The sequence below is a fragment of the Planktothrix prolifica NIVA-CYA 540 genome, assembly GCF_963864145.1.
Taxonomy (GTDB): domain Bacteria; phylum Cyanobacteriota; class Cyanobacteriia; order Cyanobacteriales; family Microcoleaceae; genus Planktothrix; species Planktothrix agardhii.
In genome coordinates, this window is the sequence record NZ_CAWLTW010000001.1 from 3,267,993 (window position 1) to 3,292,975 (window position 24,983).

Consider the following 24,983-nt stretch of genomic DNA (forward strand, 5'->3'; position numbering starts at 1 on the left):
GGGGGGAGGGAACAGGGTAGAGGATGTGTAATTAATTTTGTTTAGGTACTGATCAGTTTTTAAAGAATTGGGAGTAAAATCTCAAATTCCGTCCCCACCCCTAAATTAGAAATAAAGTTCAGTTGACCCCCATGTTTTTCGCTAATAATTTGGTAGCTAATAGCTAATCCTAATCCAGTTCCTTTTCCGGCGGGTTTAGTTGTAAAAAAAGTATCAAAAATTTGAGTTTGAATTTCTTGGGGAATGCCCATTCCATTATCCCGAATAGAAATTGATAGCCATTCTGATTCCACATCAATATCAAAAATATCTTGCTCAACTAAAGATAAGGATTTTTGGTCATTTGGTAAACAATATAATAACCGATTTCCTTGAGAAAATTGGGCTAACTGCGCCGGATATATTTGATCTTGAGATAGAATTTTAACCTGGGTATTAATTTCAATTTTTGGGAATTGTTGACCGTTTTCTTCCCTTTCTTCTAAGGCATCAATAGCATTTGAAATTAGGTTCATAAACACTTGACTCAGTTGCCCAGAATAACACTTGAGTAAAGGAATATCACCATAGTTTTTAACAACTTCAATTCCATGTTTTAGACGATTTTTTAAAATTAATAATGTTCCATCCAGACAATCATGGATATTAATTTCTCGCCGTTGACTACCATCCATGTGAGAAAAACTATGCAAACTATTAACCAGTTGACTCAGACGTTCTGAACTGACTAAAATACTTTTAACTGCTTCTCCTAAGTCTTGTTGTAAAAATTCAAAATCAATTTCAGCTTTAACATCATCAATCGCAGGACAAGGTTTTTCGATATTTTCTTCATAGGTTTGAATCAACTTGATTAAATCTTGATAATAATTTAAGAGACAGCTAGAATTTCCTAAAATACAACTGACAGGATTTCGGATTTCATGGGCAACTCCAGCGACCATTTTTCCTAAACTGGCTAATTTCTCAGTTTGAATTAATTGAGATTGAGTCTGTTGACGTAATAATTCAGTTGCTAATTGATGAATAGAAGATTGAGCAAATAATAACTGTTGAATATCGAGAAGTTGATGCTGGTTTTCTGTTAACTGAACGATAATTGGTTCATATAATAATTCAGGCGATCGCTTGACAACTCGATGGGCTGCTTCTACAATTAACGTATCTCCTGATAAAACCAATAATTGGCTTTGAGCAAACCTTTGTAATGAACGAATAGAACGTTGTAAAAACAATTCTCGTCCATAGGGACGACTTAAACATTCTAAAAATATTCGTCGAGAAATCATCCCACTAAACCGACCATTTTGAGTTAGCATCACCCCAGGAATCAGGGGATTTTCTTCTAACTTTTGAGTCAGAATTATCCCAGGTTGGTTGATATCAACTTGATCATCATACAAAGATAAATCTTTAAGGGTTGACTCTAAATTTAATTGATTAATGGATGAAAAAGGAAGCATTAAGGATGACGTTTTCATAGAGTAAGTATTGAGCATAATTATGCCAAAATAAATAGATTGTGAAGTTTAATTGACCGGATAGCTGTTAGTGCATCTAAATTACCTATTCAAAAACCGTCAAATCCTTGTAATTCAGTCATATAGCAGGGAACAGGGAACGCCGGATCTGGGGGGGAAATACTTCACCGTCTGGGTTCCAATATCCGTCTGGTGTCCTAACTGCCTTGGCGGTTGCTATATTAATAACTGGGGTAGTGTCTTTCAAGTGCTTAACAGCTTAAAGGATACCGTTTCACCCTGAAAAGTCTTGATTCTATTCTATTCTATAATTTATAATTTGAAGCAAAATTTTAAATTTAACCTATTATTAATCTGTTTACCTATTGTTAAACTTATTTGGGATAGATACTCCTATCAACCAAAATACAGGCTGAAAAAAATAGAGAATAACTTCGTGATTTTAGCTGTTTTCCTAGGAATTTTTAAATAGAACTGGGGGATTTGTTACCCAAAGATAGGGATGTTTGAAACTCGAACAAACCACCCGATCTCGTCCTTGATTTTTTGCTTGATATAAGGCTTGATCCGCTAGAACAATTAAATCTCCGGGTGTTTTAATCGTTTTTATAGTTTCTGGATTTCCAAATTCTGCGGTAGCAATTCCTAAACTTAGGGTGATATAGGAACTGACCAAAGAACTTTTATGATCAATTTGAAGGGATTTGAGATTATCTCGAATTTTTTCAGCGATTTTAATCGCTTGTTCTTGATCAATTTTGGGTAAAATAACGACAAATTCTTCCCCACCATATCGAGCTACTAAACCCTGTTCTGATGTCAAAGTTTGAGCGATGACTTGAGCTACTTGTTTAAGACAATCATCTCCAGCTTGATGTCCGTAGGTATCATTATAGCCTTTGAAGTAATCGACATCAATAAAAATCAGAGACAGGGAAAATTTAGTAGATTTCAGTTCTGACCATTGTTGATCAAAATATTGGTCGAAAAAACGACGGTTAGCGACTTGAGTTAATCCATCTAAGCTGGCTTGAATTTGCAATTCCTGATATAATTGCTGTAGAATTTTATTCCATAATTGATGAATTTTTGACTGAGCTAGTAACAGTTGGTACATATCAATTAATCGATAAATATGGGGTTCAAACTTAACTACAATCGGTTCATAAACTAAATCTGGTAAGCGTTGTAAGGCGGTTTGAGTCGCTTCTAAAATTGGCGTAGAACCCTCGAGAATTAAAATTTCTTTATTTTCCCAGCGATATAATACTTTTAAAGAACGTTTTGAGAACAGTTCAATTCCATAGGGGCGACTTAACCTTTGTAAAAATCGTTGTCGAGAAATCATGCCAAAAAACTCTTGATTTTCTGTTAGAATGACTCCCGGTAATAAAGGGTTAGAGTTGAAAAATTTACCCACAACTTCTCCCCTTTCTGAAATATCGACTTGACAATCATATAAGAATTGATCTTCAAGGGTTGGTGATAAATCAGAATAGGGGATAGAAGTAGAGTTAGAACAAAGGTTATATAGCTCAAATCGGTTGGAACTTAGCATACAATTTTCATTTTGTTTGTAAAGATATGATGTTCCTGATTGATTCAATTATATAGAATCCTGTATCAGATCAGTTACCTTCTATAATAACTAAGTTTTTGATGCAATATTTGCGGTGGTGGGAGTGTCCTCGCTCGCTAGGACGTATGGTTTAAATGCAGTTACAGCTTGGGAAATGATAGCTTTTGGGAAATAAATAGCTTGGATAAGGTTAGGAAGTGATAGCGAGCGAGGAGGGGCTGCTACCACAGGGCTGACCCCAACGCACTGCTTTGTTTTAATTAATCGTTATCCGATAGAATTTGTAAGCGAATTTTGCCCTCGCTACCATCGCCTAATTGCACTTCAATAATTTGACCTGCTAACTGTTCTAAACAGCCTAAAAGCGATCGCAAATGGGGGGTACTTGCCCCCGTATCCACATATAATCTATCAGCCAAACTGCCAACTCGTTTCCAACTACTATGGAGTTTAACCATCGTTTGTTCGAGGACAGTGGCTTGTTTAACTAAATCAGAAGCCGTATTTAAACATCCCACCCGCAGCGCTTCTTCTAACGCCATTTCCATATCTACAGAAGACTGATTTAAGGCTTGAACTTGACCCGCCGCATCCAAATATTTCGATAAATTTTTGGCTTCCGATGTTAACTGTTTAATCGTATCAACATCGGGATTTTCGATCATTTCCCGTTTTAATTCCGTAATATGTGCTTCGGGTAATTTTTCCATTTCCCGCACTAATGGCGCTAAATAACGAGGCGGCATAGCCCCTTCCGTGGCTTTTTCTCGAATGCTATCAGGAATTAAATCGGAACTCATCGCCGTCCATTCATCATTCAGTTGTCGGACTTCACGGCGAGTAATTCGATCGCCGTTACAAGCCGCATCACTAACCATTTGTTGCACTTCTGCGGGTGCTTTTGCCGTTTCTATAAACGCCCTTTTACTAAAATTATTAATCGCATCGGGATTAAGATGACCTTGAAGTAATAGGGCATCAGCACTATTAGCTAATTCAATTAAAGCATAGGCCTGACTTTTGCTAATTTCCCGTTCTTTTAACCAATTTAAAAAGCCTGTACCCCGTCCTTCGCCGCCTTTTTTTTCTCGATCTCGGACAACTCTTAATATTCTGCCGCGCCAGATTTCGGTTTGCAAGTCGAAGCGATCGCAAACTTTCCAAGCGACATCAATTTGCTGTTCAAAATCCAATTCAGTAATTTCCGCTTCTGGATCAGGGAGTTCAAAATGCAGATCCTGAAATTCTGCTAAAACCTGGATCAGTTCATCGGGGATTTGGGGACTGTCGGCCATTGGACGCACGTTGGGTTGGGAGACTGCGGGATCATTATTGCACAATTCGGGAACCTCTGGAGTTCTTCTGCGGGTGTTGTGTCCAGTTTGGATGAGCTATCATCGTTAATGATGTACAATTGTTTAATTCTTGTTCTAGCGATTTTAGGCGAGTTGACATCCACCCCGCCGTAAAACGGGCGGGGATTCCATCTATTTCAACAAATCAAAGATTGACAATTGTTGAAATTCTGGAAGGGTTGACGCTTCGCCGAGACGATGCTCTCTTTGCAGAAAGTCTTACCTTCTCTCCACGTCCGTTTAGAGTCTCCGAATGCCCTCCGGCGACTAAAATATTTACTGCGGCGTTAATATCTCGGTCGTGAGAAATGCCACAATTAAGACAAATCCACTCTCTAATATTTAGCTCTTTTTTGCCACCGCGAAAACCACAACAAGAGCAAGTTTGAGAAGTTGGAGTCCATCTATCAATTACTCGAAAATCACGTCCGTACATGACTGACTTAGCCTCTAGCATAGTTCTGAAATACCGCCAACCTAAATCAGAAATAGCGCGAGACAACTTTCGGTTCTTAACCATCCCTGAAATATTCAAGTCTTCCAAGACTATTGTTTGATTCTCACGAATAATCTTAGTTGACAGTTTATGAAGAAAATCGTTTCGGGTATCAGAAATCTTAGCATGAAGTCTAGCTAGTTTCTTTCTAACAACTTCCCTTCTTTTACTCCCTTTCTGTTTTCTTGACAAATTTTGCTGTAATCTCCTTAAACGCTTTAATTGTTTCTTTAAAGGTTTAGGAGATTTAATTTTTTCACCGTTACTTAATGTAGCAAAATCAGTGATTCCTAAATCAATTCCAACACTTCGTCCGTTTTTAGGTAATTGTTGAGGATTAAACTCAACTACAAAACTAACAAAGTATCGATCAGCACTGTCTTTAATTAAGGTAACACTAGAAGGAATTGCCGGTAATTCTCTACTCCAGATTACTTTAATTTCACCAATTTTGGCTAAGTAAATGTAATCAGAATTGGGATAGATTTTAAAACCATTATCAGTGAACTTAGCAGACTGTTTAGACTTACGTTTCTTAAATTTAGGTGGCTTAACTTTCTTACCTTTTCTTTGCCCTTTACAGGATTTAAAAAAGTTTGAATAAGCCTGCTCTAAATCCCTTAAACTTTGTTGTAAGGGGATAGCAGACACTTCTGTTAACCATTCTTTTTCCTGGGTTTTCTTGAGTTCCGTAAGTCTTTTGGAAAGTTCATTACTGGAAGGTTTTTTATTACCAGCACGATATTGCTCTTGACAATAGGCTAAGGCATCGTTAAAAACCACCCGACAACAACCAAACAATCGGGATACTAGCCCCTTTTGTTGGTCTGTTGGATAGATTCGGTAGCGATACCTTAACTTCATTCTTTGCGCTTAAAATCTTCTTCTTCACTATACACTACAATTGAATAAAAAGCCGTCGTGGAACGACGGGGTTTTAAACCCATTTTTATGATAAAATTAACACAGGTCTTTGTCCTGCTTGTTCTCGTCCCTGAACAGGATTAAGATTAACAAAATAAATCTCGCCTCTTTGAATGGTCATAAATCACTTAAACCATCCATTTCAGTAATTTTAAATTCCTGTTCTATTTGCTGAATCTCAGCTTGAATGAATGGATCGTTTGCCATTGCTTCTAGTTGTGTTGTTAAGTTAGAAACACTGATTTCTATTTCTTGATCTCCATAAGTGGCTTTTAATCTTTCTAAAAAGCTCTGATCGAGTTCACTAGCTTTTAAACGATAGGTAGTTACCATTTTGAGTTATTATTTTTGTTCAAGTTGATTTTTGGGCTGACTTTGGCTTCTATTATAACTTATCATCCGCAACTGAATCGCCCCAAAAGTCAGAAACCGGGTTTCTATCAATATCTAGTTTTCCCCAACAGTCTTTAAGCAGAAACCCGGTTTCTTTGATAGTGACGCACCCTGGAGGTTTAAGAAACAGCAATAAACTGGTTAATGGCGTCTATAAGTTGATCAATTTCTGAGGAGAGGGTAAAGTAATGAACACAAGCTCTAACGCAATTAGGATCGAGGAGAGTTCTCAGGAAAATGCCTTGATTTTCTAAAGTATTGACTAAGGATTTATGGGATTTGCCATTAGTGAGTTGAAAGGAAACTAAACCCGCTTCCGGGGGAGAGGTTTTTAAACATTGAATTTGAGGAATTTCTGATAATTTTTGCCATAAATATTGACTATTTTGACAAATTTGTTGATAACGTTCTATTGCCGTTCCCCATTGATGATGGAGAGCGATCGCATGGCGTAAAGCCGCATATAATGGATAGGCGGAAGTTGCCACTTCATAGCGTTTTCCATCCGGTGTCCAAGAGATAGGTTTTCCCTGTTCATCACCGATAATACTGCGCCATCCGATAAAGGTTGGGGATAATTCTGATCGAGATTCAGCGCTAACATATAACCCCCCTAATCCATCTGGCCCACAAAACCATTTATGACCTGTAAAGGCATAAAAATCAACCTCGGTTTCTGTTAAGTTTAGGGGTAAAACTCCTACGGATTGAGCCGCATCTACTAATACTTTTGTGTTATAATTATTGTGGCAAAGATTAACAATTTCTGTCAAAGGTAATACTTGACCCGTATTCCATAAAATATGACTGATCACTAATAGACGAGTATGGGGTTTTAAATATTCAGAAATCATCCCTACGGGATCGCTTTGGTTTAAGGTTTCTCTTAAGGGAAAAAATGAAACTTCCAGATGAAAACGACGTTGAATTTCTTGAATAATTGCTAAAATTCCTGGGTGTTCACAATCGGAAATTAACAGATGATCTCCGGGTTGCCAATCAATTCCCCAGAGGGCAATATTACAGCCTACAGTAACATTTTCGGTGAAGGTGAGGGTTTCCGGTGAGATTCCTAATTCCGTAGCCAGTAAATGACGAGTTAATTGGGTTTCTTGGTTTTGCCATTGGTTGACTTTCCCCGAAAAAGGGCCATGGGATTGCATATATTTATACCCTTCAAAAATAGCATCCATGGATATTTGTGCTAATGGCCCTTGTCCGCCATAATTAAAATAGGCTTTATTGGTTAAGGCGGGAAACTGTTGGCGATGGGTTTTTAGGGAAGAAATTGTCATAATATTGAAGGTTAGTTATTTTTCGTTAAGTAGAGACGTTCCATGGAACGTCTTTACTCTAATTAGTTTAATCTGAATAGGATATCTGATGTACAATTAATCATTGACACTAAAGAATCATGTTAATCACCGATAAACAACTGTTACTTTATCAACGCTGTCAGAGGCGGGCATTTTTAGACCGTTATGGCGATATTTCTCAACAAGATCCTCCCAGTGATTTTTTACTGAAATTGATCCGCGATAGTTCGGCTTATCAGAAATATATTTTATCTCAATATCCCTATTCTAAACTGAGTTCTTTTTTTGGAAATTGGGACTTAGGCGCGAAACAAACCCTAGAGTTAATGCAGCAAGGAGTTGAGCGAATTTATCAAGGGATTTTGTTAAAAATAGAGGTAATTAATCAATCTGAAATTTTAGGGAATAGGGATAATTTATCAGAATCTGATCAAATAATTGAAATTAAATTACTTAGTAGTCCTGAATTATTAGTTAAACAACCTGGATTTTCTAAATTTGGTGATTGGGTTTATGTTTCCCAGGATATTAAATTAGGAAAACGTCCTAAACTTGATTATCAAATTATTTCTGCGTTTCATGCTTATTTATTAGCAGATATTCAAGGAATACAGCCGGAAACAAGTTGGTTGATTTTACGCGGTAAAGCGCCTTATTCAGTTGATTTAGAACAACGTCTTCCGAAAATGCACGATGTTTTAAATAATTATTTAAACATGGTTTTATCTCGTCAAGAACCGGAGGTTTTTATTGCTAGACAAAAATGTAATTTATGTCAATGGCATAGTTATTGTTTGGATGTAGCGCGATCGCAAAATCATATTTCTTTAATTCCAGGGGTGACTCCAACTCGTTATTTGCGGTTACAAGAAATTAATTTAACCACTGTTCAAACCTTAGCTAAAGCCACCCCAGAACAATTAGAAGTTTATCCCGAATTTGCTGAAGGAATTGCCTTACAAATTATTAAGCAAGCTGAGTCAAATTCAGATAATAAAGCCATTAAACGTTGGGAAGAATTTATCAGTTTTGAAAAACATTTTAATTCTAGCGAATGGATTAAAATTTTTCAAGACAATTATCAAAATAAATTAAAAAAATTTCCCGTTGAAATTTATTTTGATATTGAAGCCCAACCAGAATTAAACTTGGATTATCTTCATGGAATATTGGTCATCGATCACCGTTCAAATCAACAAAAATTTTATCCATTTTTAGCAGAAAATCAGACCCAAGAAGAATTAATTTGGAAACAGTTTTTAGAATTGGTTTGGATGTATCCTATCGCTCCTATTTTTCATTTTTGTGACTATGAACCTAAGACCATTAAAAGATTAGCTATGGTCTATCATACCCCTGATTATTTGTGGAAACCTGTATTAAACCGATTTATTGATCTTCATGCTAAAATGATAGAAACTGTGACCCTTCCGGTGGAAAGTTATGCCCTGAAACCCGTGGCGAAATGGCTGGGGTTTGAATGGCGTGATCCGACAGCTAATGGTGCTCAATCTGTTTGTTGGTACGAACAATGGTTAAAAACAGGCGATCGCAGTTTATTAGATGCCATTGTTCAATATAATGAGGATGACTGTCGGGCTACATTTCATATTAAAGAATGGTTAACGGAATTTCTTAATGATTAGATTTAGTTTTTTAGTTTGGTTTAGATATTGATTTTATAACCCTTAGATTATCTCGCAAAAATCAAAGTATAGGTCAATTAAATGCGAATTTTTTTATCAATTTTTGAGGTAATTTTAATCTTGACTTTATTTTTTATCTTCAGCACTTCTAGTGTGGCAATTTCAACGATTATTGACTTTATGGGACAAGCTAATTTACCCACAGAATTACTCTATAATAACACAGAAGTCGGCGGTTTATCAGGAATTACCTATAACCCTGAACAACAGGTTTACTACGCCATATCCGATGACTCCAGCAATAAAAATAAAGCTCGATTTTACACCCTGAAGATTGATTTAAGTTCCGGTTCCCTCCCAGAAACAGGAGTAAGTGTAATTGGTGTGACTCAGTTATTAACAGAAACCGGAGAAACCTTTACTAAAGATAGTCTTGATCCTGAAGGAATTGCTTTTTCTGGAAATAGTGTATTTATTGCTTCGGAAGGGAATTTTTATGGAAATATTCCAGCTTTTATTAAGGAGTTTTCTTTGCAGGGTAAACTATTACGTTCTTTACCTATTCCTGAAAAATTTAGAGATAAAAATTGGAGTAAAAATCAAGGGGTTCGTTCTAATTTATCCTTAGAAAGTTCAACCATAACGCCCGATAAAAACTATTTGTTTACAGCTAGTGAAAATGCCTTAATTCAGGATGGAGAAATAGCGAATTTAGATCGGGGAACTCCTAGTCGAATTTTGCGATATAATTTACAAACCAATCAACCTGATCGAGAGTTTTTATATTTTACCGATACCTTAGCTAATTCTTCTTTTATTGCAGAACAGTATAATAGACAGGGTTTAGTTGATTTATTGGCAATTGATCAGGAGCATTTAATTAGTTTAGAACGGTCTTTTTCCTTGGGTTTAGGATATACGATTAAATTATTTTTAGTTAATTTAGAACAAGCGGATAATATTCAAGAATTGGAGAGTATAAAACTAGCAAATTCAGAAATTGTACCCGCAGAAAAAACGTTATTACTCAATTTAAACAGTTTAAATATTTTGATCGATAATATTGAAGGATTAACTTGGGGTTCTCCCTTACCCGAAGGAGGGCGATCGCTAATTCTAATTAGTGATAATAACTTTATGAGTTTACAAACCACCCAGATTATCGCATTAAGAATTAATCCCAACGTAGTAAGCCCTTCAGGGCTTTGAGGCGTAAACACCTCACTACAAGATTTGAGGCGTAAACACCTCACTACAAGATTTGAGGCGTAAACGCCTCACTACAAAAGCATAACCAAAGTTTAACCTGGGAAACCTTGACAACCGATTGGGGTAATAAGCTATGATTGAGACACAAATACCTGTACTCAGTCTCTCGCTCTCAAATGGAATCATCCAGCCTGTCTTTGTCGGGTCTCAGAGGAGAGCAAAATCAAACCTCATTGGGGGTGAAATTCTTCTTTACCTAGCGGGACAACACTTTTTTAGTCTAATTATCGCGACTTTTGTATCGGGTTTGGTGACTTTCCAAGGGCCAGTGGTCGAACTGGCAACACCCATTTAACCTGTATATAAAGTTGATTAAGAGAACAAAATTTAATTAATTTATTAACCCATTTTTATGAGTGTCTAACTCGATAAAACCTGACTATTACTGTGTTACCCACACAGAGCAGAGTTTTATCATCAGCATTAATTTTTAACCCTAGAACTATATCAATTGAAGTCGGTAAACCTCAATATTGAGATGTTTCCAGCGACACTTAGGTTTAGTTTAAAACTTTCCGTTATTAATATTAATGGAAAAGAATCAAAGGTTGTATTCCTACAACAACCTCAAGTTTTTGCTACAAATTTTTCAGTTCAAGATTAAGTCAAAATCCTCCGAATATTCGGAACAGTTGATTATGAATACCTTAATGATTAAATCCTACGAAGGTCAAAAAGATTGGTCGGCGATCGCTAATTTATTTAAAGCCTGTCAAACCGTTGATCATCTTAGCGAAGATGAAAGTTTAGCCGACTTAAAATTAGGTCTATCTTCTCCTAATGTTAATCCCCAACAAGATATCCGTCTGTGGACAGACACAGAGGATCAACTTTTAGGGTTAATTGGCATTGAACCCCTAGCCTCTAAACTGGTAATTGATGGATATTTTGGTCTATATATTCATCCGAGTATCCGATCTAGCAATTTAGGAAAAGAAATGTTGCGCTGGTGTGAAACTCGCCTGCGAGAAATCGGACAACAAAAACAACAAATGGTACAACTACGAACCTATACTTTAGAAAATCAAAGCCAACAAAATCAACTCCTGAAAAAACAAGGATTTAAAGTTGATCGTCAGTTTATTACCATGGCGAAATCCTTAGAATCTCCCTTATCTATTCCCCAACTTCCTTCGGATTTTAGGTTATCTCATATTCAAGGAAAACAAGATATTTCGGCTTGGGTAGATTTATTTAATGAGTCCTTTATTGACCATTGGGATCATCATGAATTAACCCTGGAACAAGCCCAATATTGGCACAATCAACCCAACTATCAACCGGAATTAGATTTAGTTACCATTGCGCCTAATGGCAACTTTGCAGCCTTCTGTAAATGTCAGTTAAATTCTGATCAAATCGGTTGGATCGAATGGTTAGGAACCCGACGAGGATTTCGGAAATTAGGCCTAGGAAAAGCTATGCTTTTTTCCGGTTTATCCCAACTCCAAAAAGCCGGAGCAACTACCGCAAAACTGAGCGTAGATGCCGATAGTTTGACCGGAGCAACTAAACTCTATGAATCCGTTGGTTTTCAACCCGTAGCCAATTGGTTATCCTGGGTTAAACCATTATCCCGTCAAAATCTCAGCCAACTTTTCCCCCAACAAGCCACGGCTTAAATCAGCTATAAAATAAGTAGTAGAGACGTTCCATGCAACGTCTCTACCGGAGAATGTGTAGGAAACATTTTTAAAATAAAATCGAATTTTTCCGCACTTCTTCCGGTTCTGGTTTTATGCGTAAATCTTCAATCAGTTGGTGGAGATGATCGGAATTAGCCTGATACATTTCCCCGCAAAATTCACATTTTGCTTCCGCACCGTTATCTTTTTCAATCATATCTTGAAGTTCTTCCGTCCCGAACATTTTTAAAGCCCCTAATACCCGTTCAAAAGAACAACTACAATCAAAGCGAACTAATTGAGATTCGGGTAAAATTACTAATCCTATATCTCCTAATAATTCTTGCAAAATATCCGGTAAGGTTTTATTGGCTCTCAATAAAGGAGTAAACCCAGATAAACTAGCAACCCGGGATTCTAATTTAGTAATTAATTCTTCATCCGTTGCGGCTTTTGGTAATACTTGTAATAATAAACCCCCCGCCGCTTGCACTCCTTGTTTATCAACAAATACCCCTAAGATTAAAGCCGAAGGTGTCTGTTCAGAATTAGCTAAATAGTTAGTAATATCATCACCAATTTCACCAGAAACTAATTCAACTGTGCTGGTATAGGGATAGCCATAACCCACATCTCGCACCACTCGCACATAACCATTCTGGCCCACAGCCCCACCGACATCCAATTTGCCCTGGGAATTGGGCGGTAATTCCACATCGGGGTTGCCCACATAACCCCGGACAGTCCCATTTAACCCCGCATCCACCAAAACCCCATCCAATGGCCCATCGCCGTTGATGCGGATATTGACTCTGGATGTGGCCCGTTTCATACTCGATACCAAGAGCAACCCGGCGGCCATGGTGCGTCCTAGGGCTGCGGTTGCCACATAGGAGAGTTTGTGTCGTTGTCTGGCTTCTTCCGTCAAACGGGTGGTAATCACGCCTACAGCCCGAATTCCGCCCTCTGCCGCCGTTGCCCGAATCAGTTGATCTGCCATGCTTACAATTTTTAACAATTTGTACCTGCTCCCATTTTAATTTTTTCTGGGATCAGGTGTTAGGGGTCAGTCAAAATTGATTTTGATTTGATAGAATGGATAATCATAATTGCGTTAGTTATGACCAGCAAAACCTTTAAATCTATCATTAAAGATAATTTAGATCCCAAGGATTATGAGTCAAAAAATTAGTAATTCCTTTCCCAGTTGTGATCCGTTAATTCTCAATGATGAAGTTTGGTTAGGAGTTCAGTCTGTTGCAGAAAGTTTAGAAGTTTCTGTTCCTGAACTTTTAGAAAAAATTAGTTCCCAGCAATTGATTGTGATTGAAGTGGAAAAATTGGAAGACTTGTTAGATACAATTGATGGATTAGAGGGACTATTATCAGCAGAAACAGAAGGAACCGTTTCTTGGGAAGATATTAAAGCCGGACTGGATTAAGTGTCGATGTACAGAATACAGTTTTCTAAAAAAGCCCAGCGTCAATTCAAGGCTTTGCCTCAACTTGTTCAAGAACAGCTTCAACCCAAAATTGACGCTTTATCAATTAATCCTAGACCTTTTGGGATAAAAGCCTTACAAGGAAGAAAAGGATTGTTACGTTTACGAGCAGGCGATTATAGAATCATTTATCAAATTGAAGATGACCTTCTCATTGTTCTAATTGTTGAAGTAGGTCATAGACGGGAAGTGTATAGAAACTAAAATTTTTGATCTAATTACCCAGATTTTTCATAACCAATGTTACAATAAAAAAATATACCGTTATTAAAGTAAAATTATTATGCTCGGTACGTTTCAAGAAAGCAGTATCCGTATTGAAGTCAACGCCAAAGAAGCTGATATTCGAGACAGTTTATTACGTCCGAGTCAGTTGCAAAAATGGTTATGGCCTCAACAGTTTAACCCCGGACTTCCTGAACAATTCCAACCAGGATTAACCTTTACCAGTTCCCTTGGCCCGGTGACAATTCAACATTATGTTGATGTCAGCCAACCTAATTGTTTAAGACTATTATTAAGTCAGGGAATTGATGGATTTCATGAATGGTATTGGGGGGAAGGTTGGGTACAATCTCGCTTAGAAGGGATTTCTATATTACCTTTAAATTTGGGTCAAACTCTCAATTTAATTCGGTTACGCGATTTTTTAGTTAATAAAAATCAACCCCAAACTTAGTTGGTTATAAAACCGATAAAAAGGCTTTAATTGCTAATCCTAAAACCTCTAACATAAATAATTGTGATAAATTAGATAATCATAATCAGTAATTGTATGATTAATCATCAGAATCTATCACAATATTTTTGGTTTGAATTTCTTGGATAAAAATTTTAAAACTAGGATTATTTTGGTAATTTTTAATCAATTTTTTATGTTTACTGTAAGGCTTAGAAAGGGTTCTATAATAGTCAGGATTTTTAGCGTTCTCATCAATTGTAAATCCTTTTTTCTTATTAATAGCTGGATTTAACGTCTCTAAACAATTTACTATTTTCTGCTTGTGCGCTTTTTCGTTACAGTAAAGAGGAAGTAACCAACATTCAGTAGAATGAACAGCTATAGCAAAAATAATTCTATTAGAATAGTCCCTATAAAAATCTTCCCCGATTAAACTCTTGAATTTTTCTTGGACTTTTTCTATTAATTGTTCTGGACTCAATAATTTACCATTTTCGTCTTGATGAAGAATCTTATAATTAGTATCTGGTGAACGGTCAGTATCAATTTGAATAATCACATAGTCATTAAATTGAAAAGCTTCTTTAAAATCTTCGGACTCACAATATTTAAAAACCAGTGTCCAACCTCCATGACCTGATTTATTATCATTATCCTTATCTCTTTCAGGTTGAAGAGGATTAACCATTAAATCATTTGTTTTAAAATACCCACTTAAAATATTCTCAATGACAATCTGATCTGTAAGTCCTTCAGTAATTAATCCAAAAGTAGTCATAACTAAAAATTTTTAGGTAGTCCCCCAATATAACCGCGTAAAAATGCTTCTGATAATCTCACAGGTTCCTGTCCGTCCAGAGGTTTTGGAGATAAAATCCTTCTGGCTTTAGTATAACCTAATTGATTACGGGAAATTACAAAAAGTCTTTGCTCATCATCCTCCAAATCTAATCCATCTAAGATAGCAGGATTATGAGTGGTAAAAATAACTTGTCGCTCATATTTTTTTGCTAACTGTACTAATTCTTGAACCAATCTACGTCCCAATCTGGGGTTTAGGGAAACATCAATATTATCTACAGCAAAAAATTTAGGGGTATTATCACTGATAAACAGACAAAAGTAAAACAGTAAAAACAAAAATCCTTCATTAGAACTATTTTGATCAAAGTATTTTTGTTTTCGTGAAATAAGGTATCGATCAGCAATTTTAAGGGTTTTTTGATTCAGCGATAATTCATCAGGAATACTGAAATCCTTAAACCAATCTATAAGCTGCATTTTTTCTTTTATCTCTTGAATTTTTTCTTGATTTTTTTCTGCATTTAAAACCGTTAATAGTTTCAATAATCCTTCTCCATGAATTCCCAAAGGTTGGATTTGACCTTCTTCTTTAAAAATTCGTAAACTTGAGTTCTCTGGAGAAAAAATCAAAAAGTTTTTTAAAGTTAAATTATCAGGATTTTCGATAATATACCGTTTTACGCTTTGTTGAACAAAATCTGCTTCTGATAAACTTGAAAAAATATCGGTATTTTGTTCATAAGCTAGATAAATTCCCTCGCTCATCCTCTCAATTTCAGGGATTTCCTTTGAAATTTCAGAAATCTTACTAACCCAACTAGAGTAGGGTTTACCATCATGTTGTAAATTATAGGTAATAATCTTATCGTTTTGAAACTGGAAAGATGTTTCAATTTCTTTGTTAAGATCATCAGAATTAAAAGCGGATCGCATGAATTGAGGTTCCGTTATTCTAATTCCTCTGGATGCTAAAAACTCATGATCGAGTTTATCACTTGCTGCGGCTGAACTTAATGCGATCGCTTCCAAAATATTCGTTTTTCCACAACCATTTTCACCAATCAAAACCGTTACCCTTCCCAGTGGAAGTTTCAATTGATCAATGGATTTAAAGTTTTTAATAGTAATTTGTTGAATCATGGTTATCTTACTGTTTCGGATTTAAAGGGTTTGTGAAAAATTGATTGTTAGCATTTCTTGGAGAAAGTTCGATTTTTAATCGTTATATCATAAGTCTTTGGGATTGTCAATCACTTTGAGACAAAATTAAGTTTAAAATATTCATTTCTTTAGAGTGAAACAGTTGATTTTCATTAAATAAATTTTTACCCAGTTTGTCCATCGAGTTAGTATTAAAAACCACATAGGGAAGATTTTTATAATTACCATCAGCAGGTAGAATATTATCCGCAGAAGCGAGAAAATAAACTAAGCGTCTTAAAATATCCTGAAAGGATGGAGGTAACAATTTGTGATCGCTTAAAAAATACTCCTCTAATTCGGTAAAAGTTAAAAAAGTTTGAATGGGAAACGCATAATAGCGATCGCAACTTTTAGAAGTTTGTATTACTTGTTGCGATCGCTCTTTAACCTCCCCTAAACTGTAGACTAATTCCAAAGCAGAAGCAACCAGTGTCTTAATTTGTTTGGGGTAATTTCCCTTTGCTAAACCCCAGAGTTGTTGAAGAAAATCGCTATTTTCTAAAGTAAAAATCCGAGATAAATCAATATAATTAATTTCCCTAACCGTTTTTTCTGATAACGGAATAATCAATAAACTTCCGCGCACATAGGTTTTTTCTAATGGGGGAAGATCCAAAAATTGATCTAAACTTTTTTCCAATTTAGATAAAATTTCCCATCCCAAAGATAAATAAGAAACTTCCTGTTGAGTTTTAGAGGTGACAGGAGGACGATAAATTTCTATTTTTTGAGCAGATAATAAATTTAATAACCGTTGGGAAATCTCCTTTAAGCGTTGATCTTGACGACGCTTTTTAGACTCTTTTTGGACTTCCTGATATAGAGTTACCATTGACCCTAAAAAACTATCTCCTCCTTGTTTAATCGACTTTCCCCCAATCGGAATCATTACATAACTTTGAAATCCAATTTGACCCAATCCCACAATTCGAGTCATAATTGATGCTTTTAAAATAATCAGAATATTTAACGCACTTAAACAGGATTCTTGTAAAGAAATTTTGGCTAATTCCTGAGATTCTGCTGGAGATAAAGGGTGATTATCTTGATCAACTTTAGGGGTAAAATAGATTGCTTTATCCGATAGATAAAACTTAATGAATTTTTCCCCTTGATCTAAATTTCCCCCGCGACCTCTATAGATAACTTGAATAATTTCCATTAAATTTTGTTCGATTTGAAACCCTGGAATTTCTACTAAAATATATCGGGTATTCGGGAAAGATAAACCGCGAGATGCGGAAGCAGTCATAAAAATGACATTAACGCTATCCTTATATTTTTGAATATTGGCGATTTCATCCTCGGAAAGACTCGCATGAATTTCTAAATAATCTTTTTTTACTTCAAACGTAGGGAGTTGCTTCGCAATTAGATCAATCAGTTGTTTGAGTTTATCCTTATTTTGAATATAGACAATAATTTGACCTTGATTTTGATTTAACCGTTGCAAAATATCGGTTTTAATCCTATCGATCATTTGATTAATTAACGTTGAATCATCTTCGTTATTCTCTTGGTCATTTACTGAGTGAATCAAAACCTGATAATCTATTGTTAATTGGGAAGCGGGATAGGAATTTGCATTAATTAAAGTTGCTGGGTATTGATTTAAAAATTTAAACTGATCCACCCATAAACACTGTTGTTGGGTTTCGGAAACCTGTCGAACAAAAATTTTATCTGCTTGGACGTTTTGATCGGATAAATGACTTTCAACAACATCTTTTAGGGTTAAAGAAGCATCCGCAGTAATCACTTTAATATTAAACCCATAATCAGGATTTAATAAGTCGTATTCTTCGATAAAAGTTTTAATTCCATGTAAAAAAGCAACCCCTTCTGATGATCCGGTAATTTCATCAATCATAATAAAAATATTTCTCAACCGTTGCGATAATGCTTTGATTTTTTCAGGAATGACACGACGGGTAGAAGAATTATAAACACTGCTAAAAATTCGTTTTAAATGTTTTAAGGTATTTCCTGATCTTGTTTCTTTTAACGCTTGAATTGATGCGGTCGCAATAATATTATTAGGAAATTGATCGGGATGAATAAAACAAGTATGAATTGCTTCCGATAAACTCGCTAAAACTCCCGCTTGATTTCGCGGTTTTACTTCTAAAACTTCTTCGGAATTTCGCCCAAATCGTTGAGAGGATTTATACTGATAATCTCGCTCTAAACTAGCATTTAAAAACTTAACTTTTCCGATTTGTACATCTTCGGAAAATAGATGATAATAAGATTCAACCGCACAACCGCCTTTTTGATCATTTAAAATCATCGCATTGGTATTTAAACAAATAATGTGATCTTTTAATTTATGGGTAACAGGGTCGCAAAATTTTTCGATAATATCCCGATTTACTTGAATCCGAGGACTGACATAAAATAATAGTGTTCCTGCTTCTAAATGCTGTAAAATATAGTTAGCAATAGCTGTGGTTTTACCAATTCCTGGGTTTCCAGTTAGGAATAAATAGGGGATTTTGGGGTCGGAGAGCGATCGCTGAATTAACTCAGCATGAGCATCTCTTAGAGATAAGTTTGGTTGGGTTAAATTAAGCGATCGCTGTAAGGTTTCAGGAATATTATCAGCAGTATTAAAAAAGTCTGATTCCCCAACTTTTAAGACTTCTTGATGAGCAATAGAGGTAATTTGATTAGGTTGTGCTTCAATAATTTTTCTAACAAAATCACCAGCATTTTTAAAACTTTTTGACCCATTACTTTTGATCACATTCAAAACCTTTAGTCGGTTTTCTTTAATATTGACTTCTACTTTACCTCGGTAGATATCATAACAAGTTTTTAAAATCTTTAATGATGATTCTGAATTCAGAGAAATTCCATTAATCAGGCGATCGCTATATCCAAAACAGTTAAATTTTACGATATCACTAGATTTTAAATAACGACTTTGTAACAAAAAATTATAAAAACTCCAAGCATAACTACAAGATTGAACAACTTTTACCCCTTCTTTATCTTTGGTCGAAAAAGCAGAAAAATATTGGTATAACTTTTGAGAAAAAACCTGATAGTTATTTTTCTCTCCCATATCAATTTCTAACCCACAAAATTGAGATTTTGAGCGAATATAATTCAACTCTTTTTTTAATAAATTTTTCAGAGTATCAATATTTTTAATATCCTGAATCGCATAGATCGCAGAAGTAGTAAAAGTTGATAAATCTACCACTAAAATTCGATATTGATCACGATAGCGAGTCAATAATAACGTATCTGCTCTTAAAAACTCTCCTGTGCGTTTATAGTGAATAATATCAACATTATTAAACCCTTGAGTTTCTAAAACATCTCGATAAGCATCATTTTCAGTCTTTTCGATCAGATTAAGACAGTTATCATTATAAAAATCGCACTGAAAATAGACAATCTCAATTTCTCGATCATATTTCCATCCCGTTGCTTCCCTATATTCTCGAATAAAAGTCACCCCGGAAGTCCAACCTTTTTGCAAAAATAATTTCACCCAAGTCGAAATCGTTTGGCGATCTGATCGATCAAAATAATGATTTTCATTCGCTAATTTTTCACTAATTTTATAGAGATAAATCTGACTTAGGGGAGTGACATAAATATCCTGATAGGATTGTTTAAATTGTCTTTGTTTAAAATAGGTTAAAATTCCTAAATTAAACCCAATTTCAAAGATTCGACCTAATTGTATTCCGAGTTGTATTCCCAATGAAGATTTCATTGATTATTCCTCAATTATTGATAGTTTATGAATCATAGATCGCACTTCTAACAACGGTTAAAAATGCTAAAGTATTAAAATTAATATTTTTGGGGGAGTAAGTAAAGTTTGAAAGTGTTCCTAATCCTTCATCTCCGATGAGTTTACTATAAGGATTTAATTTTAAGACGATATTAGTATTTTTATTATAGCTTTTTTCATAACGGGAAAAATGAAACAAGAGAATATAGTTTAAAATCGTTTTTTGGAGAGGAGAAGAATCATCTAATAATCCTGAAATCACATCTCTTGTATGTTCATCATCATACATATTTAACAGGGTGCTATAGCAAACTACACTATTAAAAAAGGTTCGGTTTTGATCAACCGTAACTCCGGTAAACAAATTTAAAAATACTTTAGTCCTTTGACTGGGATCATTAGAGAGTTTTTTCAATTCTTCTACATCGGGAATATAGAAAGATTCTTGATTTTTAGTTTTTAAATTCAAAGCAGGATAGGTATCCATAAAAATCGGATACAGTTTGAGATCGGGTTTTCCATCTTTCAGGTATTTAATCACCGTTTCCGACATAAAAAATAGGGAATCAGGGTCAGATTCTGAGCGAATTAATCCTAAACGTCTACTGTAGGGTGCTTTCGCAACATATAAGAAGTGTCGGTATCCTTTTTCTTCATATAATTTAGTGATTTCATCTCGAATTACGGTTGGTTGTTGATACAATTGTTCATGTTTTTCGTTACTAGAAAAGGTTTTAAAGTTATTGATTTGAATGATATCGGATTTATCGGGATCTCTTTCAATTAAAACAATCTCACCGTAAATATTAGAAATTCGTTGGTTTTTATCCGGTTCATTCCAAACCGCATCACTCACCCAACTGGAAACAACAACAATTGCTAATTTATCTAATTGTGGTTTAAAATCACTATTAAATTTAAACCGTTTGGGAAGTAGGGAATAGAGGGAAGATAAAGCATTTCTAACTCGATAGTTAAAACCTTTATCCTCCCTATTCTTAGTATTTAATCCCTGATCATTTGCTAAACAATCTCGTCTTAAAATATGTGCTAAAGATCGAGTTAAAGTCCTTAAATATTTCTCATCTTCGCTATCATCAATAGTACTTTGTACATGAAATCGTAAGATAGGAATAAACAAATTTTGGTCTTTGAGGGGATTTTGACAAACGCTAATACACAAATAGGTTAATAAACTAAAGACTTGGCGATAAATTCTTGCTTCAGGAGATTGATTATCTTTAAATATAGTTGCTCTCAGCTTGGTAATATTATAATAAATTGCTATTAGTTTTTTCTCTTTAAAATGTTCCTCGTATAGAGAAAGAGGTTTGAATTTTTCGCCTGGTTTTTTTATGTCTTCAGCGTTTAATTCTCGGATCGGATAAAACACCACAGGTAGTGCTTTAATCCCATCAATATTATACCTGAGAGCAAATTTCTGTTCTTCCTCTACGGTAAAATAACGAACATCATCAAAGGTAAAAGTTACTTCTAAAGATGCTAAAGAGTCTTGACTTAGTTGATTTTCTCCGACTTTTAAATAAGCTAATGCTTCCCTCGCTGATGAGCGTGAACGACTGGTATCATCATCTTCTAGGTTAATTTTAAAAAAGTTTTGACTATTAATAATATCTATCGGTTTTTGGTGAAGAATATCCTTGTGTAAACGCAATTTAACTGTTTTTTGTTCATAATTTAAAACTGTTTTTTGGATTAAAAAATCTTTCAAAAATGATTTTAAACGATTGACTTTGCGATTGACTTCCCAAGCAGAATCAGCAATTTTATTTTTGATGGTCGATAAGAGTTGAGTAATTGCTTCTGGGTTGGTTTGATTGGACTGAAAACCTCTTAAAACTTCCTGTTCAAATTGAACAATAGGGTTATATTCTTCGTCGGGTGTGTTTCCTGTTTCATCAATCGCAAAAATCAGATAATACAAACAAACGTTTTTTAAAACTCTAGTTTTAAAACTTTTTGCTTTGTTAGAATTTTGTAAATCTTCTCGATGTCGCGGACTGGTGGGATCGATTTCTGCGATATGATAATCTAAGGAAGATTTTTCATTATAAGCACTAACTGAACCATTCAGCTTTAAACGGATTCCCAAATTAAATTCTTTGAAATTATTACTATTGCGGTTATAACTTTCACCAATTACTCCTTCATAATTAGGAATAATGGGTAAACTATCAAACGCATCGGATTGAGAAAATACGGTTCTGAGATTAACGGTTTCTCCTAAATAAGTAATGTCATAATGGGCGTTATCTAAATTGGGATCATTGATATATTCAATCACTATTTTTAAGCGATTAATTAAGGTTTGTAATAGCATTAAATCAGGAGAATTTGCGTTAGAATGAGTTTTTTGCCATCCTTTTTTGAGATACTCTAAATAGTCGATTTTCAGATCGCGTAAAAGACGAGGTAACGCTTCTTGATCGATAATGCTTCTGAGGTTATTTAAACTGGAGTCGGGTCGATCTGATAGTTCATTCAATAACCCATTGAGATCCTGTCTTTCTGATGAATTTTCATCGGTAATAGTATTAATATGATGTCGAATATATGCGCATAAATTGTCTTGAAAATCTGCTAATCCTGTAAATCTAATATTAAAATGATGTGCTTTAATAATCGCATCACTTCCACTGCTACGATTGGGGGTAAAACTATTTTCAAGGGTTAGGCGTTTGGAGGTAAATGGGGGTTGTTTGCTAAAATCATAGTTAAAGGGAAGGGAATCTTTTTCATGATTAAATTCTCCCAGATCGCTACAAATCTTAACTAGGATATTTTCGGGAGATTCGGGTTGACAAGCTAGATTTAATTTTTCTTTTAATAACTGTTGAATTTGTCTAATTTTATCACAGAATTTAGCCGCATCCTCAAAATTAACGGTAGCGGCGCGAATTCCAGTGGTTTGGGTTAAGGGATTGAGGGTTTTATTTTCAGTTGCTATTTTATCAGCAAAATCATAAGCACGAATTAGGAGACGATTTTGATCGGGAGAAAGTTGAAAAACAGGGGTATTTGTTGTTTTAAGTTCTTTTAGAATAGCATCTAATAAGGGAATATAATCTAATTTGGGAAGGGAATCGAAGGTTTCTTGTAGAATATGTTGATCAGTCATTGTCAAAATATGTCATAATTGTATGAGTCATATCCATATTACAATCTTTTATGGTAACTGTAAAGTCTGAATTAACCACAAAACCCCTAAACCTAGCTGAATATCTCAATTACAACGATGGTACAGATACTTGCTATGAACTGGTTAACGGAGAACTAATTCCCATGAGTTTAGGAACAGGAAAACACGGAGAAATTGCTGATTTTCTTAACAGCGTGTTTCGAGCAGAAATCCAACGCAATCAACAAGCGTGGGTTTCTAAACAAATGATTATTGGTATTCAATCTCCCCGTGGGGGAAGATGGGATACAGTTAGAATTCCTGATGTTGTTATTTTACCACTAGAACAATGGCGAGAATTACAAAATAAAGAAGCGGTGATTACACTGAATCAACCCGTACCTTTATTAATTGTTGAAGTGGTGAGTGAGTCTACTAAACGAACGGATTACCGCGCCAAAAAAGCGGAATATAGTGTTTTGGAAATTTCTGAATATTGGATAGTTGATCCTTTGGAAAATAAAGTCACAATTCTGACATTAGTTGATGAATGGTATGATAGCTTGGAGTTTACTGGAGGTGATCAAATTCAATCAAAAACTTTTCCCAATCTGGAACTAACACCCGAACAAATATTAAAAGATCAGATATAATATCTGATATCTATTTCTGTCTAATTTTCCTATACTGGTTATTATTAACTGTTATGATTACTACTACAAACTCCGCATCAATTCCCCTACTAGGGTTATCTTTGGAACAACTCACCGACTGGGTAAAACAGCAGGGACAACCTGCTTATCGAGGGAAGCAATTATATGATTGGATTTATCACAAAGGCGCGAAATCCCTAGGGGAGATTACGGTATTTTCTAAACAATGGCGGGAGACAGTTGGTGATGTTAATATTGGTCGCTCTACTATTCATTATAAAGCGATCGCTCCTGATAAAACCATTAAATATTTATTAAAATTAGCCGATGGTCAAATTATTGAAGCGGTGGGAATTCCTAGCGAAAAACGCTTAACGGTTTGTGTTTCTTCCCAAGTTGGTTGTCCGATGGGGTGTGATTTTTGTGCGACGGGAAAAGGCGGCTTTACTCGCAATTTAGAACCCCATGAAATTATAGACCAAGTGTTAACAGTCCAAGAGGATTTCCAACGACGAGTTAGTAATATTGTATTTATGGGAATGGGAGAACCTTTATTAAATACAGAAAACGTGATTGCGGCGATTAAATCCTTGAATCAAGATGTGGGAATTGGACAACGAATGATCACCGTTTCTACGGTTGGTTTACGGGGAAAAATTCGGGAATTTGCAGAATATGATTTACAAGTAACTTTAGCCGTTAGTTTACACGCTTCCTACCAAAATATTAGAGAAGAATTAATTCCCAGCGCCAAGACTTATCCCCTATCCCAATTATTTGCAGAATGTCGAGATTATGTTAAATTAACTGGAAGAAGAATTAGTTTTGAATATATCCTTTTAGCGGGATTAAATGATTTACCCGAACACGCCATAGAATTAGCCAGTCAGTTAAGAGGATTTCAAAGTCATGTTAATTTGATTCCCTATAACCCCATTCACGAAGTTGATTATAAACGACCGAATACCCAAGGAATTAATGATTTTATGGATATCTTAAAAGAGCGTCATATCGCCGTGAGTGTGAGATATTCCAGGGGGTTAGAAGCGGATGCAGCTTGTGGACAATTACGCGCTTCTCAGGCTTAGATTTTCAAGAGTATATTTTGATTATATAGCAATCTTAAATGATTTGCGATCAGAATATAGAACCCCACCCTAGCCCT

The 24,983-nt window shown here is 35.3% G+C and carries 20 protein-coding genes; 8 read left to right on the forward strand and 12 right to left on the reverse strand.

Translation table 11 applies throughout. The features are described from left to right. Positions 1 to 59: 59 nt before the first annotated feature. The 7 genes from AC559H_RS14575 to AC559H_RS14605 form a co-directional block, all read right to left on the reverse strand. The gene (locus AC559H_RS14575) at positions 60 to 1,481 is read right to left on the reverse strand and encodes a sensor histidine kinase (protein ID WP_036833331.1); all 1,422 of its coding nucleotides are present in this window, start codon (positions 1,479 to 1,481) and stop codon (positions 60 to 62) included. Positions 1,482 to 1,935: 454 nt separating this feature from the next. Further along, positions 1,936 to 3,039 (reverse strand): GGDEF domain-containing protein, encoded by a 1,104-nt coding sequence (locus AC559H_RS14580; protein WP_051319730.1) that lies wholly within the window; start codon positions 3,037 to 3,039, stop codon positions 1,936 to 1,938. 281 nt (positions 3,040 to 3,320) lie between these two features. Beyond that, positions 3,321 to 4,355, reverse strand: a complete 1,035-nt coding sequence (locus tag AC559H_RS14585; RefSeq protein ID WP_026795842.1) for a hypothetical protein — start codon at positions 4,353 to 4,355, stop codon at positions 3,321 to 3,323. 205 nt (positions 4,356 to 4,560) lie between these two features. Then, positions 4,561 to 5,775 carry an RNA-guided endonuclease InsQ/TnpB family protein gene (locus AC559H_RS14590; protein WP_233422917.1) on the reverse strand — a complete coding sequence of 405 codons (1,215 nt, stop codon included), beginning with the start codon at positions 5,773 to 5,775 and terminating at the stop codon, positions 4,561 to 4,563. 85 nt (positions 5,776 to 5,860) lie between these two features. Then, the gene (locus tag AC559H_RS14595; protein ID WP_233422916.1) at positions 5,861 to 5,956 is read right to left on the reverse strand and encodes a type II toxin-antitoxin system PemK/MazF family toxin; all 96 of its coding nucleotides are present in this window, start codon (positions 5,954 to 5,956) and stop codon (positions 5,861 to 5,863) included. After that, complete coding sequence (locus AC559H_RS14600; protein ID WP_026785541.1) at positions 5,953 to 6,168, reverse strand: hypothetical protein; 216 nt, start codon at positions 6,166 to 6,168, stop codon at positions 5,953 to 5,955. The genes AC559H_RS14595 and AC559H_RS14600 overlap by 4 nt, the downstream gene beginning before the upstream one ends. A gap of 179 nt (positions 6,169 to 6,347) precedes the next feature. Then, positions 6,348 to 7,523 (reverse strand): aminotransferase class V-fold PLP-dependent enzyme, encoded by a 1,176-nt coding sequence (locus tag AC559H_RS14605; RefSeq protein WP_026795843.1) that lies wholly within the window; start codon positions 7,521 to 7,523, stop codon positions 6,348 to 6,350. A 119-nt stretch (positions 7,524 to 7,642) separates the two neighbouring features. Between AC559H_RS14605 and AC559H_RS14610 the strand changes: the two genes are divergently transcribed. From AC559H_RS14610 to AC559H_RS14620, 3 genes are all read left to right on the forward strand, one after another. Next, complete coding sequence (locus tag AC559H_RS14610) at positions 7,643 to 9,190, forward strand: TM0106 family RecB-like putative nuclease (RefSeq protein ID WP_026795844.1); 1,548 nt, start codon at positions 7,643 to 7,645, stop codon at positions 9,188 to 9,190. An 81-nt stretch (positions 9,191 to 9,271) separates the two neighbouring features. Beyond that, a complete protein-coding gene (locus AC559H_RS14615; RefSeq protein ID WP_026795845.1) occupies positions 9,272 to 10,399 on the forward strand; it encodes an esterase-like activity of phytase family protein in 1,128 nt (375 codons plus the stop codon). Between the two features lie 698 nt (positions 10,400 to 11,097). Beyond that, positions 11,098 to 12,081, forward strand: coding sequence for a GNAT family N-acetyltransferase (locus AC559H_RS14620; protein ID WP_042153801.1), 984 nt, complete (start codon positions 11,098 to 11,100; stop codon positions 12,079 to 12,081). Between the two features lie 70 nt (positions 12,082 to 12,151). Here the strand turns inward: AC559H_RS14620 and hslO are convergent, their stop codons facing one another. Continuing rightward, positions 12,152 to 13,084, reverse strand: a complete 933-nt coding sequence (hslO, locus tag AC559H_RS14625; protein WP_026795847.1) for an Hsp33 family molecular chaperone HslO — start codon at positions 13,082 to 13,084, stop codon at positions 12,152 to 12,154. A 175-nt stretch (positions 13,085 to 13,259) separates the two neighbouring features. Between hslO and AC559H_RS14630 the strand changes: the two genes are divergently transcribed. From AC559H_RS14630 to AC559H_RS14640, 3 genes are all read left to right on the forward strand, one after another. Next, positions 13,260 to 13,526: a hypothetical protein gene (locus AC559H_RS14630; protein WP_051319731.1), complete on the forward strand. Its 267-nt coding sequence runs from the start codon at positions 13,260 to 13,262 to the stop codon at positions 13,524 to 13,526. A gap of 6 nt (positions 13,527 to 13,532) precedes the next feature. Further along, on the forward strand, positions 13,533 to 13,790 hold the full coding sequence (locus tag AC559H_RS14635) for a type II toxin-antitoxin system RelE family toxin (RefSeq protein WP_026785535.1): 258 nt from the start codon (positions 13,533 to 13,535) through the stop codon (positions 13,788 to 13,790). 79 nt (positions 13,791 to 13,869) lie between these two features. Continuing rightward, on the forward strand, positions 13,870 to 14,265 hold the full coding sequence (locus AC559H_RS14640; protein ID WP_026795849.1) for a hypothetical protein: 396 nt from the start codon (positions 13,870 to 13,872) through the stop codon (positions 14,263 to 14,265). A 100-nt stretch (positions 14,266 to 14,365) separates the two neighbouring features. Here the strand turns inward: AC559H_RS14640 and AC559H_RS14645 are convergent, their stop codons facing one another. From AC559H_RS14645 to AC559H_RS14660, 4 genes are all read right to left on the reverse strand, one after another. Then, the gene (locus AC559H_RS14645) at positions 14,366 to 15,046 is read right to left on the reverse strand and encodes a hypothetical protein (RefSeq protein ID WP_026795850.1); all 681 of its coding nucleotides are present in this window, start codon (positions 15,044 to 15,046) and stop codon (positions 14,366 to 14,368) included. Between the two features lie 2 nt (positions 15,047 to 15,048). Then, a complete protein-coding gene (locus tag AC559H_RS14650; protein ID WP_026795851.1) occupies positions 15,049 to 16,212 on the reverse strand; it encodes an AAA family ATPase in 1,164 nt (387 codons plus the stop codon). Between the two features lie 106 nt (positions 16,213 to 16,318). After that, entirely contained in the window at positions 16,319 to 20,005 is a 3,687-nt protein-coding gene (locus AC559H_RS14655; RefSeq protein ID WP_036833334.1) for a helicase-related protein, read from the reverse strand. Positions 20,006 to 20,030: 25 nt separating this feature from the next. Beyond that, positions 20,031 to 23,165: a hypothetical protein gene (locus AC559H_RS14660; protein ID WP_026795852.1), complete on the reverse strand. Its 3,135-nt coding sequence runs from the start codon at positions 23,163 to 23,165 to the stop codon at positions 20,031 to 20,033. A gap of 50 nt (positions 23,166 to 23,215) precedes the next feature. On the opposite strand from AC559H_RS14660, the gene AC559H_RS14665 reads away from it, so the two are divergent. Next, positions 23,216 to 23,818: a Uma2 family endonuclease gene (locus tag AC559H_RS14665; protein WP_026795853.1), complete on the forward strand. Its 603-nt coding sequence runs from the start codon at positions 23,216 to 23,218 to the stop codon at positions 23,816 to 23,818. 53 nt (positions 23,819 to 23,871) lie between these two features. Then, the gene (rlmN, locus tag AC559H_RS14670; protein WP_036833796.1) at positions 23,872 to 24,906 is read left to right on the forward strand and encodes a dual-specificity RNA methyltransferase RlmN; all 1,035 of its coding nucleotides are present in this window, start codon (positions 23,872 to 23,874) and stop codon (positions 24,904 to 24,906) included. Positions 24,907 to 24,983: the final 77 nt, after the last annotated feature.

Coding starts and splice junctions, on each gene's coding strand:
- AC559H_RS14575 (WP_036833331.1), bottom strand. CDS start 1,481: ATGAAAACGTCATCCTTAATGCTTCCTTTTTCATCCATTAATCAATTA.
- AC559H_RS14580 (WP_051319730.1), bottom strand. CDS start 3,039: ATGCTAAGTTCCAACCGATTTGAGCTATATAACCTTTGTTCTAACTCT.
- AC559H_RS14585 (WP_026795842.1), bottom strand. CDS start 4,355: ATGGCCGACAGTCCCCAAATCCCCGATGAACTGATCCAGGTTTTAGCA.
- AC559H_RS14590 (WP_233422917.1), bottom strand. CDS start 5,775: ATGAAGTTAAGGTATCGCTACCGAATCTATCCAACAGACCAACAAAAG.
- AC559H_RS14595 (WP_233422916.1), bottom strand. CDS start 5,956: ATGACCATTCAAAGAGGCGAGATTTATTTTGTTAATCTTAATCCTGTT.
- AC559H_RS14600 (WP_026785541.1), bottom strand. CDS start 6,168: ATGGTAACTACCTATCGTTTAAAAGCTAGTGAACTCGATCAGAGCTTT.
- AC559H_RS14605 (WP_026795843.1), bottom strand. CDS start 7,523: ATGACAATTTCTTCCCTAAAAACCCATCGCCAACAGTTTCCCGCCTTA.
- AC559H_RS14610 (WP_026795844.1), top strand. CDS start 7,643: ATGTTAATCACCGATAAACAACTGTTACTTTATCAACGCTGTCAGAGG.
- AC559H_RS14615 (WP_026795845.1), top strand. CDS start 9,272: ATGCGAATTTTTTTATCAATTTTTGAGGTAATTTTAATCTTGACTTTA.
- AC559H_RS14620 (WP_042153801.1), top strand. CDS start 11,098: ATGAATACCTTAATGATTAAATCCTACGAAGGTCAAAAAGATTGGTCG.
- hslO (WP_026795847.1), bottom strand. CDS start 13,084: ATGGCAGATCAACTGATTCGGGCAACGGCGGCAGAGGGCGGAATTCGG.
- AC559H_RS14630 (WP_051319731.1), top strand. CDS start 13,260: ATGAGTCAAAAAATTAGTAATTCCTTTCCCAGTTGTGATCCGTTAATT.
- AC559H_RS14635 (WP_026785535.1), top strand. CDS start 13,533: ATGTACAGAATACAGTTTTCTAAAAAAGCCCAGCGTCAATTCAAGGCT.
- AC559H_RS14640 (WP_026795849.1), top strand. CDS start 13,870: ATGCTCGGTACGTTTCAAGAAAGCAGTATCCGTATTGAAGTCAACGCC.
- AC559H_RS14645 (WP_026795850.1), bottom strand. CDS start 15,046: ATGACTACTTTTGGATTAATTACTGAAGGACTTACAGATCAGATTGTC.
- AC559H_RS14650 (WP_026795851.1), bottom strand. CDS start 16,212: ATGATTCAACAAATTACTATTAAAAACTTTAAATCCATTGATCAATTG.
- AC559H_RS14655 (WP_036833334.1), bottom strand. CDS start 20,005: ATGAAATCTTCATTGGGAATACAACTCGGAATACAATTAGGTCGAATC.
- AC559H_RS14660 (WP_026795852.1), bottom strand. CDS start 23,165: ATGACTGATCAACATATTCTACAAGAAACCTTCGATTCCCTTCCCAAA.
- AC559H_RS14665 (WP_026795853.1), top strand. CDS start 23,216: ATGGTAACTGTAAAGTCTGAATTAACCACAAAACCCCTAAACCTAGCT.
- rlmN (WP_036833796.1), top strand. CDS start 23,872: ATGATTACTACTACAAACTCCGCATCAATTCCCCTACTAGGGTTATCT.